Origin of the sequence: Clostridium folliculivorans (assembly GCF_024341905.1) — a bacterium.
Lineage (GTDB): Bacteria > Bacillota > Clostridia > Clostridiales > Clostridiaceae > Clostridium_AR > Clostridium_AR folliculivorans.
In genome coordinates this window covers 1,336,007-1,350,183 of sequence record NZ_BQXY01000001.1, presented here as the reverse complement: position 1 = coordinate 1,350,183, position 14,177 = coordinate 1,336,007, and the positions used below count along the sequence as shown (strand labels likewise).

General features: G+C 32.5%; 15 protein-coding genes. 2 read left to right on the top strand and 13 right to left on the bottom strand.

Features of this window, described 5'->3' with window-relative positions:
- Positions 1-148: 148 nt before the first annotated feature.
- From OCU55_RS06030 to OCU55_RS05980, 11 genes are all read right to left on the bottom strand, one after another.
- A complete protein-coding gene (locus OCU55_RS06030) occupies positions 149-1,006 on the bottom strand; it encodes a metallophosphoesterase family protein (RefSeq protein ID WP_261851401.1) in 858 nt (285 codons plus the stop codon).
- 37 nt (positions 1,007-1,043) lie between these two features.
- The gene (locus OCU55_RS06025; protein WP_261851400.1) at positions 1,044-1,511 is read right to left on the bottom strand and encodes an NUDIX domain-containing protein; all 468 of its coding nucleotides are present in this window, start codon (positions 1,509-1,511) and stop codon (positions 1,044-1,046) included.
- Positions 1,512-1,543: 32 nt separating this feature from the next.
- Positions 1,544-1,837, bottom strand: coding sequence for a hypothetical protein (locus OCU55_RS06020; RefSeq protein WP_261851399.1), 294 nt, complete (start codon positions 1,835-1,837; stop codon positions 1,544-1,546).
- A gap of 21 nt (positions 1,838-1,858) precedes the next feature.
- Entirely contained in the window at positions 1,859-2,263 is a 405-nt protein-coding gene (locus OCU55_RS06015; RefSeq protein ID WP_261851398.1) for a GNAT family N-acetyltransferase, read from the bottom strand.
- Between the two features lie 54 nt (positions 2,264-2,317).
- Entirely contained in the window at positions 2,318-3,082 is a 765-nt protein-coding gene (locus tag OCU55_RS06010) for an SDR family NAD(P)-dependent oxidoreductase (RefSeq protein ID WP_261851397.1), read from the bottom strand.
- A 74-nt stretch (positions 3,083-3,156) separates the two neighbouring features.
- Positions 3,157-3,780, bottom strand: coding sequence for a response regulator transcription factor (locus OCU55_RS06005; protein WP_261851396.1), 624 nt, complete (start codon positions 3,778-3,780; stop codon positions 3,157-3,159).
- Entirely contained in the window at positions 3,761-4,861 is a 1,101-nt protein-coding gene (locus tag OCU55_RS06000) for a sensor histidine kinase (RefSeq protein WP_261851395.1), read from the bottom strand. Before OCU55_RS06000 ends, OCU55_RS06005 begins: the two co-directional genes overlap by 20 nt.
- Positions 4,862-5,017: 156 nt before the next feature.
- Entirely contained in the window at positions 5,018-6,127 is a 1,110-nt protein-coding gene (locus OCU55_RS05995; protein WP_261851394.1) for an ABC transporter permease, read from the bottom strand.
- Entirely contained in the window at positions 6,124-7,284 is a 1,161-nt protein-coding gene (locus tag OCU55_RS05990) for an ABC transporter permease (protein ID WP_261851393.1), read from the bottom strand. The genes OCU55_RS05995 and OCU55_RS05990 overlap by 4 nt, the downstream gene beginning before the upstream one ends.
- Positions 7,285-7,293: 9 nt before the next feature.
- On the bottom strand, positions 7,294-8,226 hold the full coding sequence (locus tag OCU55_RS05985) for an ABC transporter ATP-binding protein (RefSeq protein ID WP_261851392.1): 933 nt from the start codon (positions 8,224-8,226) through the stop codon (positions 7,294-7,296).
- 316 nt (positions 8,227-8,542) lie between these two features.
- The gene (locus tag OCU55_RS05980; RefSeq protein ID WP_261851391.1) at positions 8,543-8,704 is read right to left on the bottom strand and encodes a polynucleotide phosphorylase; all 162 of its coding nucleotides are present in this window, start codon (positions 8,702-8,704) and stop codon (positions 8,543-8,545) included.
- Between the two features lie 316 nt (positions 8,705-9,020).
- Here OCU55_RS05980 and OCU55_RS05975 point away from each other — a divergent pair, with 316 nt between their 5' ends.
- Entirely contained in the window at positions 9,021-9,740 is a 720-nt protein-coding gene (locus tag OCU55_RS05975) for an SDR family NAD(P)-dependent oxidoreductase (protein WP_261851390.1), read from the top strand.
- Between the two features lie 758 nt (positions 9,741-10,498).
- Entirely contained in the window at positions 10,499-10,900 is a 402-nt protein-coding gene (locus OCU55_RS05970) for an HIT family protein (protein WP_261851389.1), read from the top strand.
- Between the two features lie 257 nt (positions 10,901-11,157).
- Here OCU55_RS05970 and OCU55_RS05965 read toward each other — a convergent pair whose 3' ends face one another.
- Positions 11,158-12,018, bottom strand: coding sequence for an RCC1 domain-containing protein (locus OCU55_RS05965; protein WP_261851388.1), 861 nt, complete (start codon positions 12,016-12,018; stop codon positions 11,158-11,160).
- A 460-nt stretch (positions 12,019-12,478) separates the two neighbouring features.
- Positions 12,479-14,125 carry a hydroxylamine reductase gene (hcp, locus tag OCU55_RS05960; protein WP_261851387.1) on the bottom strand — a complete coding sequence of 549 codons (1,647 nt, stop codon included), beginning with the start codon at positions 14,123-14,125 and terminating at the stop codon, positions 12,479-12,481.
- Between the last annotated feature and the right edge of the window lie 52 nt (positions 14,126-14,177).

Below are 14,177 nucleotides of genomic sequence, written 5' to 3'. Positions count from 1 at the left end.
GTATTTTGTAACATATAAAGTAAAAAAGCCCTTACCCTTAAAGTTAAGGTAAGAACTTTTCATGTTTTATTCTGGTGTTATACTATACATATTTATGTAATAACCCAATTATTTAATGGTTGATTATTTTTATAATCACTATCAGCACTCATAGTATTAATTCCCTTACGGCCTTCTCCCAGCACTTTTCAGGTATATCAGGCCAAACACATTTACCAGTTTCTTCTCTGCATATCTCCATTGCTCTTGATAAAACTCTACTATGAGATATATTTCCTCCTTGAAGTATATCTTCAGTTACCCTACTCCAGAAAGGCGCATATTCGTAAAGCTTAGCTTCCTGCATTTCTTTGATTACTTTCGAAGTGTCATACTCTAGACTTATAAATTCCTCTGACCACATTTCATCATTTCCATGCAATATCAAGAACTGTGTCTTTCCTTCACAATAAAGAGGTACCCCTACAGCCCCAGGATTTAGGACACATTTATCATTATGCACTATCTTCCTTTGTACATGGGTATGTCCACATAAAATGATTGATGTATTCACACTATTAATCACTTCCAAAGTTCTATGATCATCCGGTAACATTTTCTCATTTATCTTTTCAGGAGAGCCATGGCAAATAGTGATTTCTGGCATCTCACCAAACTTTATTTCCCCTACTGGCCTTAGTTTAGCAAAAAACTCCAAGTCTCTGGCTATAAGAGATTTGTATGCATACAGTAATGAACCGCTGGCAGAATTTTTATCATTCCAGCCTTTTTCACCATTAGCATGATATTTAAGCCAATAATCTTCCTTGTTTCCCTTTATAAAATAACATTTATACCGTTCATTAATCTCATATATTATCTTCATTGTCCTTTCTGGGTAAGCTAATTCTCCAATATAATCACCCAGAAATATAAACGTATCAATATTTCTTGAAAATGCATATTCAAGGCAGCGCTCCAATGCTATGTAATTGCCATGAATATCAGATAAAACTGCTATGTCCATTTTCCCTCCCCCAAAAAACTAGTTTAGTTTCTGCATCTTAAAACACATCCCCTAAATATAACGGAGATATAACATTGCCATGTTCATCAAAAACTCTTTTTAATGCCTCAGGATACACTGTCTTCTCCTTAAGCTCTTGGAACTTTAACCACTGAAATCCTATTTGGTCAGGGTCAATATTAGTAGCTTTTGATAAATCAAGTGGTGTTTTTAATACACAAAAGAACATGCATTCAATTCTATGTATTTCAGAATGTAAATCAGAAAATTTATGATTTTTCCCAATATACTCGCTAACAAGTGCAACGTCCTTTACTTCTACTTCAGCTCCAAGTTCCTCCAGGCATTCTCTTTTTAGTGCCTCTGCATATGTTTCCCCGGCTACTTGTCCCCCTCCAGGCAAAACATAATATACAATTCCAGTTCTCTTTGAAAGATATTTTACAAATAATATTTTATTGTCTTCAACTATTATGGCTTTGGCAGTATTTCTTAACTTTATCAAGGTTCACCCTTCTCTCTAAAACATAAATTCGACTATATAAGATGGATAATAATCAATAAAACTAATATCTCTCTTATTATATTAATTATTAATCCCTTAGAAATCCCTTCTTCAAGAAACTTTATTACGTAGTTGTATATTACATCGCATATAAAGAAAAATACTGCTATAACCATACAAAACACAATAACATATTTTAATTGCTCAGCCGAGCGAACAGCAAAAGTATACAACACAACTGTGATAGCAACTAATGCAAATGCCATGGACATCAAATGTAGCTTTCTTAACTTATCTTTAAAACTCTCGCTCACTTTTTTTCTCATTTAAACACCTTCCTAAATCAATTATCTAATGTATCCTACCATGTTCATAGCCTCTAACTTTTTAAGCTTGAATGATTGATAAAACTTATTATCTACTATGTCTTCTATATCTGTTACAACCATAAACATTCTTACCTTTGAGTACTTTTCCATTATTGTTTTGAATAGGTATGTCCCAATACCCTGCTTTTGATACTCTGGATCAACAATTAAATCTTGCACTACCAAAATATGCTCTCCATCTCCTACACATCTAATAAAGGCAATTAGCTTATGCTCATCAAAGGCCCCAAGGATATATAATGAATTATCAAATGCTCTTATTAGTTTTTCATCATCTTTCAAATATGCATTCCAAGATTCTTTTTTGTAGATATCTTTTATAGATTCAAGCATGGATGAATCTATTTCCTTATAATTAATCATTAATTTAGTCCTCATCTTTCAAATTTAAATTTAGTTAACTAATTTTCACTATGCCTAAATATACTTATCAACTCTCTTAACCCAAATACCCATAAGCAACTTTTGAGGAAGTACTTTAGATAGAAAATGCAGGTGTTTTACATACAAAGTACAAACTGAAATGTCCTTTCCTCTCTTTGCATCTTTCATCGCTTTTATTGCAACCATTTCTGCTGAAACAATACCATCAAACTTAACTTTTTTACCGTTTATTTCTTTCTTTAATAAATCTGTATCAACCCAGCTCGGACACACCGCAGTTACTGTAATACCTTTCTTTTTCAATTCTATATTCAATGCTCTAGAATAAGCTTTTTCAAATACTTTAGTTGAAGCATATAAATTTAGATATGGTAAGGGCTGAAAAGATGATGCAGAAGATATATTTAGTATTCTGCTTTCCCTTTTCATATATGGGATACACAAGTTACAAAGGATGGCAAGTGCACTGCAATTTATTTTAATGGTATCTTCAATTTCTTTTATGGTAAAATCATCATAAGTTCCCATTTTCGCAATTCCAGCATTATTGATTAAAAATGCTATGACTGGTTTTTGTTCTTCTAACATTTTACCTATGGAAATCAACTCTTCTGTTTTAGATAAATCCTTTGAGATAGTAATTACTTTATCTCCTAATTCACCTTTTAAAGCTGCAAGCTTTTCTTGATTTCGAGCTATAGCCCAGACTTCGTCTACTTCTTCTTGAATTAGTAGCTTAGTAAATTCTTTTCCTATACCACCACTAGCTCCAGTAACAATTGCAATTCTCTTTTCCATTCCCTTTCCCCCTCATAATTATCTTTTATATATATGTCACTTCCAAACCTGTCTTTAAATAGATCTCATTTCTCCTAAAAATTCTTCAAATAAAATATAGCCAATTGAGTCCTATCTCTAAGACTTAGTTTTTCTAAAATATTTGTTATATAGTTTCTCACTGTTCCCTCGCCTAAGAAAAGTTTTTCTGCTATCTCTTTATTTGACATGCCTTCAGCAATTAAAGCTAAGGTCTCAAACTCTCTTTCAGACAGACCAAAGCTTGAAGGTTTATTTTTCTTTTCTTCTTTTAGCATGCCTGTGATTGAGTTGATTATATCTTTTTCGAACACTGCATTTCCTTTAAATACGGTTCTAAGGCTATCAATAATGCTATCTGAAGATTGATTTTTTAGAATGTATCCTTCTGCTCCATTAAGTATTGCCTCTCTTATATATTCATCATCTTTAAAGGTAGTCAGCATTACTACTTTTATAGCTTGAAAGCTCTCTTTTATAAGTTTAGTGCCAAGGACTCCATCCATTACAGGCATACGTATGTCCATAAGTACGATATCTGGCTGCTCAGCCTTACAAAGTTCAAAAGCTTCCATACCATTTTTTGCTGTACCTACTACCTCCATGTCTGTTTCAAGATCTATAATCAGCTTTAAGCTGTCTCTAATTAAGCCGTCATCATCAACTATTATTACCTTCATTCAATTCTTCCCCCTTATCTTTTTCAAGTGGAATTACATAAAGTATTATAAAACCATTTTCCCCGCTGAAGGATACAGTTCCTCCAAGATTTTTGATCCTTTCTCTTATGCCCATTAGACCAAATCCCTCTTTAAGGCTTGCACACCCTTCTCCATTATCTTTTATATATACTCTTACTGACTTATCCATAACATCTATTTTAATATCTATTGAGGTTGCCTTAGAATACTTATAAGCATTTGTTAGTGCTTCCTTAACATCTGAACTTATAGTTTCAAGAACATTTGCCGGAAGACTTTTAAAATCTCCTGAGGGCTTAAAGTTCACTGTACAGTAATTAAAATTATTAATAATGCTTTCTATATACTCCAGTCCCAGTGGATTGCTTGGCCTAATGTTATGAACTGTATTTCTCATAACCTCTAAGGAATCAGACAACCTTACAATTGAGTCCTCAAGAAGCCTATCGGACTTTTCCTCATCCCTATTCTTAAGTTTTTGTACTACTTGAAGCTGAAGTAAAATACCTGCAAGGCTGTGTCCCACGGTGTCATGAATCTCTCTTGCAATTCTATTTCTCTCTCTAATTTCTGCGATATAAGCAGCCTCTTTAGCTGAGTTTAAAAGTTTCTGCTTTGCAGCTTCAAGCTCATACCTATATCTTCTTTCATTATCATAAGTTTCTTTAAAAGAACTTATATTATTACTAAACTTTAAAGTGAGATTTCCAATTATGAAAGCCATAAAAATCAGAACTAAAACTTCAATACTATTATTAAGTCCTGAAAAATAAATAGCGAGCAATGCTATAGGCAAAGCAAGGTACCTAAAGTCTTTACTTCCTGCATCATATGCAATGAGGGCATATAGAAAAGTAAAATTAGAACTGTAGGAACAGCCAAAGGTTATTACTATGGCTTCTATTATTAGAATCTGCCAAGTTACCTTGTATTTATGCTTAAATATATTAACAGCAGCTATTGAAAGAAGCAGTGAAACCTCAAGTGCCGATGCATTTCCTTGAATTATAAACTTACCTATTACTGCTGCAAAAATTAATATTCTAATTAAGTACTCCATATTCCTCACCTTTTTATAAGCTCATTTTTTAATTGTACAAACTTATAATTTACAAATAAAATTTATATTGCCGAATCTTCCAAAGTTAAGTCGTCTTTATAAAAACAAAAAACAACCTGCATAATCATATTATACAGGTTCTGGAAAAAATTTTCATTAAACATTTTCCGAGTATACCTTTCCCCATGAAGAAATCATGAAAAATACTATTGTGAATAATAAAAGCACTCCAAATTCCATAGCTACAGATGTTATTGAGGAAGAAGTAAGTAGTTTATCTATACCATCTGTAAGCCAATATGCTGGTGTAAACTTACCTATTGTAAGGAGCACATCAGGCATGTATTCCTTTGGCCAGAAAAGACCACCAAGCATACCTATTAGAGTTGTAGCAACCATTCCTAAAGTTGCAGCTTGTTTAACATTTCTTGAAACACTTCCTATTGCAAGGGACAATGCAACGCAGGTAGCAGCATAAAGTGCAAAAATAAGATACATATTTATTTCAGATGCTCCAAGCTGAACCTTATATACCCTTGTCATGAACTGAAAAGTCACACTTATTTGTACAAGTAATACAAATAAAAAGCTTAAAATATTTTGCAGCATATAGCTTAGATTTTTCATAGGCGAAGCAAACATTCGGATATAGGTATTATTTTTCTTGTCTTCAAGAATAAGATTAGTTGAGAAGGTTGCAAGTAAAAGCATAGTATAACCTAATAGTCCTAAAGCAATCTTTTCTTTTTGACCATCTCCACCATTATCTCCAATAATAATCTTCTCAGTATTAAACTTACCTTTCTCATAATCCTTCATTGAAGAGTAAAATAGTTCTTTATTTCCTTTTGTATTATTAGAAATATTCTTGGCTGCACTAATATAATCTTCTATATATAATTTAACGGAAGAAGCTATATTTACCTCGTCAGCTCTGTAGGTTTTAAGCTTCACATCCTTACCGTTTAACATATCTTCCGTAAAACCTTTATCTATCACAATTCCATAGGCTAGAGATTTATTCATAATAGATGTTTTCATAATATCTTCATTCATAATCTCTACATCACTTTTTCCCTGAAGTCCTTTTATAAAACTCTGAGTAAACTCTGTATTTTCCTTATCTACAATTCCTACATTTACACTGATTCCATTAGTACCTAAATAAAAAGCAATAATTACAAAAACTATTGGTGCACCAAATATTATCACTCTATTTAATCTTCTCTTAAATATCCTTTTTAAATTTGTAATGAAGATTGTCATCTTACTCTCCTCCTTTCAACTGTTATAAAACCTATAAATAACAGTACTGCAGCGGCCCAAAGCATTGAAATATATCCAAAAGTGCTAAAGAAATGAATATTTACACTGTAGTTATTTGAATATATTACGTTGAATAAAGCTGCTTGAGGATAAAAGTTTGGTGAAAGATGCATCATCACAGATTCACCTAACTCTCTAGTCAAAAGTACCGCATATCCACCTGCACCAAAAGTAAAAACATTATTTAAGATATTTAATATCCCAGAGGCTTTGTTTCCATTACCCACAACCATTGCAACAAACATCCCAAATACAGTAGAAAACACTGCAGCACTTATTACAATAATTGCTATCATTCCAAAGTTGTTTCCCCAGTTTACTTTATAAACAAGTTTACTGAAGACTATGATAATTACTGCCTTGATAAATATATCAAACACACAGCCTATGATCTTTCCTAAAAGCCTTTCATAAGACTTTATAGGAGTTGACTTGATTCTCACCGACACATCATAAAAATAATCCTCTGAAATCACATCACCAGCAAAGCCTGCAGAACTCATTATTGCTAAAACAAGCATGGCTACTGCGTAATAATCTATGCCTCTTGGAGAATTTCCTTCAGTAGAAAGTATATTTTCATCCACTGCCTTGTACCTGATATAATTAAGGCTGTTACTTGAATTAAGTTTAGCTATTGCCATGATTGTATTTCCAGCAGAATTATAGGCATCTACTATATTTTCAACAATTGTATTTTTAAAATCAGCATATTTTGTATTGTAAATTTTAATAGCAGATTCTTTTCCAGCTTCTAGTTTTTCCGAATAATCCTGTGGTACAAGTAAGAGAGAAACTGCTTTTTTGTCATTAACTAATTTTTCTCCTTCTTTTATTGAAGTTACCACTTTAACATTAAGTATTTCCTTAATCTCATCATCTTCAAGAAATCTTTCAAACTCTTTTCCTAAAGTGCCACTATCAAGATTAAGATAACATATATCAAGCTTATCTAACTCTGTACTCTGAAAACGACTATTGAGAGCAGTTCCAAGTATTATAATCATAAGAATAGGCATCAAAATAGAACTAAGTAAGGCTTTCTTGTCCCTTAAATTTCGTTTAATAGTATTTAAGGCTATATAGAATATATTCATTTTTCCCTCCTAATCTCTTAACTTTCTTCCAGTAAGGGTTAAGAATACCCCTTCAAGGCTTGGCTTATCGACATCTATACCTACTATTTCACTACTTGAATTATTAATGGAATCAATTATCCTGCTTAAGTTTTTGCTGCCCTTTTGTGATATAACAGTAAGCTTCCTATCCTCAAGTACGCAATCTATAACACCTGATATTCTTTTAATCTGCTCAATCATTGTATAATTGACATTTGAAAGAGTAACAGTCACCTTTTCTTCTACATCTATAAGTGACTTTAACTCGTCCTTGGTGCCTTTTGCTATGACCTTTCCATGATCCATGATAGTTATATCAGAGCACAACTCCTCTATCTCTTCCATGTAGTGTGAAGTATAAATCACTGTAGATCCGCTTTCATTAAGCTTTCTCACTGAATCTAGTATATGATTTCTTGATTGTGGATCAATCCCTACAGTAGGTTCATCCATTATTATAAGCTTTGGTCTATGAACAATAGCACAAGCTATATTCAACCTTCTTTGCATGCCCCCAGAGTATTTGCTAGGATAATCCTTCTTCCTATCTGAAAGTCCTGTGAATTCTAAAGCTTCCTCTACTCTTGACTTTAATACACTACCTCTAAGTCCATAAAGCCTGCCAAAAAACTCTATATTCTCATAAGCTTTAAGATCATTAAAAAGAGCAATATTCTGAGGAACTATACCAATATTCCTCTTAATCTCCATCTCATCCTTATCTAAACTTTTCCCAAAAACTTTTACCTCTCCGCTATCTATTTTGCTTAGTCCCAAGATAGTGTTTATAGTTGTAGTCTTACCTGCGCCATTTGGTCCAAGAAGTCCAAAGATTTCTCCTTCTTTTATTGATAAACTTAAATTATCTACTGCTATAAAATCCTTGTATCTTTTAACAAGATTTTTGATCTCAACAATCATCTTTTTAATACCTCCAACCGTCTTTTCTAATCTTATAATACGTTAATAGAGGTAATGAAAATAGTGAGTTATATTACTTTCGAATATGACAAATGTCATTTTTGGGTATGAAAAAGTTGCTGAAGCGACCTTCTTCAGTGAGCTTTTTTAAAGCATCTGCCTTTCCGAATGTAATGAGGAAACTTTGGCAGGCGAATAAATCTTATTTTTTACTGCACGTCCTAAAAATTCATTTTTTACATCTGAAATTGCTAGGCTTATCTAGCATTAAAATTTATATTTTCTCGTACAGTAAAAAAAGACACCTAAGTGTCTTTTAGCTTTTAAACTTCTCTTCCTTTTCCATAACCATGAAATAGAAGTCAGTTCCAAATTCTTCATTAAATTTTAGTTCTAGTTCTCTCAAGCGGCTAACTTGTTCGCCCTGCATATTTGCATATTCCATAGGCTTAAGCTTTTCTAGATATTGTTGCTCCATATAAAAACCTCCCTTTAAATTTAATATGGGGAAATTATAGTTCTATGGGGCTTTGTTTTCAAGGGGGATATAAGGGAATTTGAATGCAAAATCAAAGTGAGTTTCATCCACTTAATCAATAGTTTTCCATCACTAGCTCTTTTAATAAAGGTTCTATAAAAGAATAGTCATTCAAAAATCTCATTATAATTTTATAAAACCACTTGACTTATACATAACTCTAAGTGATAACATCAGTATATAATACATAAAAGTTCATATCCAAGTAACTAATAGAAATGTAAATAGAACAAAGAAAAGATAAGGAGACTAACATATGGCAAAGAAAGTTTTTATCACAGGAGCGAACAAAGGAATTGGTAAACAAATAGCATATGAAATGGGGAAAAGTGGGTGGACTGTGTTAATAGGATCACGAGATGAAAAACGCGGACTTGAAGCGGTTAATGAACTTCTTAGTGAAGGCATTAAAGCAACCTATATAAATATTGATTTGCAGAATCAAGAAACTATTGTAGAAGCTGTAAGCACAATTAAATCACAGCATTCTGATCTTGACATATTAATCAATAATGCAGCTATTCCTGGCGACATGAGAAAACCAGGCTATGAATTTACGTTGGATGAATTAAGAAATGTCATGGAAACAAATGTATTTGCTCCTTTCGAACTCATTCGTCAGTTAATACCTGTTCTTGAAAAAAACAGCGGGCGCATTGTAAATATAACAATTCCTATCGGCATGACACCTCACTTTAATCCATTTTCCTATAAATCGAGCAAGGCGGCACTAAATGCCATGACACAAACCCTTGGTTTGAATTTCCAACAAGCTGGAAAATCGCTTGAGATTTTTGGTATCATGCCTGGCGGAACAACAACTGATTTAAATGGCAATGCGACAGGACCACACATGAAGACAGCGTCGGAAGCTGGTAAGTTAATAACAGACATAATCCTTGATGGCAAAAATCATAATGGCGAGGTTATAAATTATAACGGTGCTGTTGCTGATTACAACTATGGATTATTTTAAGAAATTAAACAATACGCTCATATCAGAGCAGCAAATCTGATATGGGCTTATTTCATAATCTATGAAGTTTCTTTGTAATTAAATTTTATGTTCTTTTGGTAAGCTTATAAAGGTAGATTGTGCAATGTCCACTAAAATTACGGTGCATACTATTGAATTAATTGATTTAGGAACATCCTGTGGATAATGCTATCAGCAGCTCATTTTAAACCTGTTACATATACTTATCCATAAATCTAATTGAACTATAAATCCTAAATAATAAAAAAGCCTTGTATTATGTATTAAATAAATGTTGGTACTTTTGTGTATAAGGACAAGCTATATAATACCAACATTTATTTAATACATAGGCTAATAGGGTAAAAATATTTACCCACATGTTAAAACCCGTGAGATATCAGCATTTAAGTAATTATATTTGATATCACTTATACTAATTTGAGTATATTGAATTTAAGGGTTGAAATAATACAACAATATCTTGGCATCTATATTCACCTAGAGTTATTTATAGTTACTTATATAATTTAAAATAATTAAGTTAGAATGTGAAAAAAAGACGACGTAACTTGTGAAATTTACGATATAAACAATGCTCTTTGAAAACTGAATAATGCAGTGAAAAAATTATTTTAAAACACTCTTAGGTCTACAGTTTTCTTAGAATTAATTGGTATGAAATGGTATAATTAATAATAATTAACATACAATGGTAAAATATTGCGAAGAAATAAGAATAAGTAATGGAGGTAATTATGGACTGTATTTTTTGTAAGATTGTTGAAGGTGAAATTCCGTGTAATTTAGTATATCAGGATGAATTGATAATGTGTTTTTTAGATATCTACCCTTTTAATGAAGGACATGTGTTAATTATCCCAAAGACTCACTATTTAGATACAGATGAAATTCCTAATGAAACATTGTTAGCAATGATGTCTTTGTCTAAAAAAATAGTGAAAATTATTAAAGAAAAGTATTCTCCAGATGGATATAGCATAATGCAAAACGGAGGAGAATTTAATGATATCGGACATTACCATATGCATGTATTTCCAAGATATAAGGGTGATGGCTTTGGATGGACAATTCCTGACACAAATCATAAAGTTTCACAAGGTATCTCTAATGAATTAAGAGAGATGCTTAATTTTTAGATTTGAGAATGTGGTTATATTATTAGCAATATTCTTATTTAACGTCACGTAAATAAAAACCGAATAATTAATTAAAACACCGCATTATTCAAAATGGATTTTGCAGTGTTTTTGTGTCGTTATTCAAGAACATTATAAAATATGGCAAGTTAGACAACCACAGAGATTTCCTAATATTTTTCGTTTATAACACACAACTTTTAAAAGCATAAACAAAGATTAAAAAATATAGAAAAAGGCTAGATTGCTATAACTCCTTAGTTCCAGCTATTTACATCGCATTGACCATATTCATTGTCACCTGCAGCTACAAAAGTACCATCTGATTTAAGACCAACAGTATGAGCACAACCAGCTGCAACTGCTACTATATCACACCAGTCACTAGCATTGCATTGACCATACTCATTCCACCCGACAGCCACAACTGTTCCGTCAGCTTTAAGACCTATTGTATGACTACTGCCTGCAGCTATAGCTACAATACCGTTCCAATCACTAACATTACATTGTCCTTCATTATTTTTACCTGTAACAACCACAGTACCATCGGATCTAAGGCCCACTGTATGAAGATAACCTGCAGCTACTGCTATTATGTCACTCCATTCACCAACATTGCATTGGCCATATCTATTATTACCTACAGCCATAACTGTTCCGTCTGATTTAAGACCCACGGTATGCCAGTCTCCTGCTGTAATCGCAACAATACCACGCCACTCACTTATCTCGCATTGACCTTCAGTATTTCGACCTGCAGCAACCACTGTGCCGTTTTGTTTAAGACCAACTGTACGGCGCCAACCAGCTGCAATGGCTATAATATCATGCCAACCATCAACATCGCATTGGTCATGCTTATTCCAACCTACAGCTAACACAGTACCGTCAGCCTTAAGCCCCACTGTATGAGAGTTTCCTGTGTTAGTCGCCATATGAACATTACCAGCATCCACCGAAACAATATCGCTCCAGCTACTTACATCACATTGACCACATTTATTATCACCTACAGTCATTACTGTTCCATCTGATTTAATACCAACAGTATGACGGTGACCTGTAGCTATAGTATTTCTTACATCTCCCATATTGTTACACTTCATATTATTCATAATTTACCCTCTTTAAATCTTTGTTTTTACATAGTTACCAAATTTTGCTCAATTTTCTTCCTGCATTCTTATCTGCAACCATTTATATTAAAAGTACTTTTCTAACATCTATACCTTTTCCAAATCCACTATATCAATAGCTATTAGTTCCATTGTTTCTGAATGTAGATTTCTTTATCTTTCCGTTATATTATTTAGTAAGTTTCTTAAACTTCTTATTTAATTGCTTTATGAAAACTTCAGCTTTTCCTTCATCTCTTATCATTTTTCATATTTCAGTCACATTAAATACCTACTTAAATCTCATTTTAGATATATAGATATCCAACTTAGTATTTAATTTTATCACATAATGCATACAATAAACTTAAGCATTGTAATTTAATCTCATTTAAACAAGCAGCCAAAAATAGAAAGAGTATCTCTATTCTTGGCTGCTATGTATCTTAAAAACTATTATTTATCCTAATATTTGTTTCAAGTCAGCATCAGGTGTGCTGATTGGCTTTATATCAAAATTGTCAATTAAGAATTGTAATACATTTGGTGATAAGAATGCAGGTAAGCTTGGCCCGATATACATTCCTTTTACCCCTAAAGAAAGCAATGCTAAAAGATCGGCAACAGCTTTTTGTTCATACCAAGAAAGTATTATTGATAAAGGTAAATCATTAACACCACATTTAAATGCATCAGCTAAAGCTAAAGCAATTCTAACTGCTGAATAAGCATCGTTACATTGTCCAACATCCAACAAACGTGGAAGTCCAGCAACTTCGCCAAATTGTAGTTTATTAAAACGATATTTTCCACATGCTAATGTAAGAATAATAGAATCCTTTGGAACTTTTTCAGCAAATTCTGTGTAGTAGTTTCTTCCAGGTTTAGCTCCATCACAACCTCCGATCAAGAAGAAGTGCTTAACTTTACCATCTTTAACTGCATTTATTATTGTATCAGCATGACTTAAAGTTGCTTTATGTCCAAAGCCAACTAAAATTTCTTTTACTTCCTCATCTTCTTTGAAGCCGCCTAATTCTAAGGCTTTATTTATTATTTCAGAAAAATCCTTATTTCCGTTTTCATCTTTATCTATATGTTTAACTCCATCCCATCCAACAACACTTGTAGAGAAAATTCTATCTTTATAAGAATCTCTTGGTTTCATTAAACAGTTAGTTGTCATTAAGATGCAACCAGGAATATTATCAAATTCTTTTTGTTGATTTTGCCATGCACTTCCGAAGTTACCTACTAAGTGAGGGTATTTATTTAATTCAGGATATCCATGAGAAGGTAACATTTCACCATGGGTATAAATATTTATACCTTTACCTTCAGTTTGCTTTAACAGCATTTCTAAATCCTTTAAGTCATGTCCTGAAATTACTATAAATGGACCTTTCTTTCTATTCACATTAACTTTTGTAGGTGTTGGTGCGCTATAAAGACTGTTATTAGCAGTATCTAGAAGCTCCATTATTTTAACACTGGCTTCTCCAGTTTCAATTAATACTTTAATTAAGTCATCTAATGTTAAAGTGTTATCAGTTAAAGCAGCTAAAGCTTTAAAATAAAAATTGTCCACTTCATCATTATTGTATTTCACAAATCTTGCTTGATGTGCGTAAGCAGCAATTCCTTTTAGACCATATTTTATAGTCTCTCTAACAGAACGAATGTCAGGATCTAAATTTTGATCATACATAATTCCAGCTTTTTTAGCATCTTCAAACATAACTTCAGTAGAATCGCTTAAATCATATAATGCTTCAGGAGCGTGTACATTTTCAGCTTGTACTTTTTTACGCAAAGATTCTTTAATTTCTTGAGATTTCTTTAATTTAGCCATATGATCAGCAGGATCAAAATTAACATTAGTCAAGGTCATAAATAATGAATCCTCTACAAAAGAAACTACGCTTTTATCTATTACTTCACCATTTTTTAAAAGTTCATTAGCATATATACTAATTCCTTTTAACTGATAAATCAATAAATCTTGCATAGCTGCAATATCAGGTGTCTTACCACATACACCAATTTTAGTGCATCCTTTACCACCGGCAGTTTGTTCACATTGATAACAGAACATTTCTTGAACCATAATATCAATCCTTTCAATTCATATTTTTGACTTTACTCTTTTATTTTATAAT

Coding starts and splice junctions, on each gene's coding strand:
- OCU55_RS06030 (WP_261851401.1), bottom strand. CDS start 1,006: ATGGACATAGCAGTTTTATCTGATATTCATGGCAATTACATAGCATTG.
- OCU55_RS06020 (WP_261851399.1), bottom strand. CDS start 1,837: ATGAGAAAAAAAGTGAGCGAGAGTTTTAAAGATAAGTTAAGAAAGCTA.
- OCU55_RS06015 (WP_261851398.1), bottom strand. CDS start 2,263: ATGATTAATTATAAGGAAATAGATTCATCCATGCTTGAATCTATAAAA.
- OCU55_RS06010 (WP_261851397.1), bottom strand. CDS start 3,082: ATGGAAAAGAGAATTGCAATTGTTACTGGAGCTAGTGGTGGTATAGGA.
- OCU55_RS06005 (WP_261851396.1), bottom strand. CDS start 3,780: ATGAAGGTAATAATAGTTGATGATGACGGCTTAATTAGAGACAGCTTA.
- OCU55_RS06000 (WP_261851395.1), bottom strand. CDS start 4,861: ATGGAGTACTTAATTAGAATATTAATTTTTGCAGCAGTAATAGGTAAG.
- OCU55_RS05995 (WP_261851394.1), bottom strand. CDS start 6,127: ATGACAATCTTCATTACAAATTTAAAAAGGATATTTAAGAGAAGATTA.
- OCU55_RS05990 (WP_261851393.1), bottom strand. CDS start 7,284: ATGAATATATTCTATATAGCCTTAAATACTATTAAACGAAATTTAAGG.
- OCU55_RS05985 (WP_261851392.1), bottom strand. CDS start 8,226: ATGATTGTTGAGATCAAAAATCTTGTTAAAAGATACAAGGATTTTATA.
- OCU55_RS05980 (WP_261851391.1), bottom strand. CDS start 8,704: ATGGAGCAACAATATCTAGAAAAGCTTAAGCCTATGGAATATGCAAAT.
- OCU55_RS05975 (WP_261851390.1), top strand. CDS start 9,021: ATGGCAAAGAAAGTTTTTATCACAGGAGCGAACAAAGGAATTGGTAAA.
- OCU55_RS05970 (WP_261851389.1), top strand. CDS start 10,499: ATGGACTGTATTTTTTGTAAGATTGTTGAAGGTGAAATTCCGTGTAAT.
- OCU55_RS05965 (WP_261851388.1), bottom strand. CDS start 12,018: ATGAATAATATGAAGTGTAACAATATGGGAGATGTAAGAAATACTATA.
- hcp (WP_261851387.1), bottom strand. CDS start 14,125: ATGGTTCAAGAAATGTTCTGTTATCAATGTGAACAAACTGCCGGTGGT.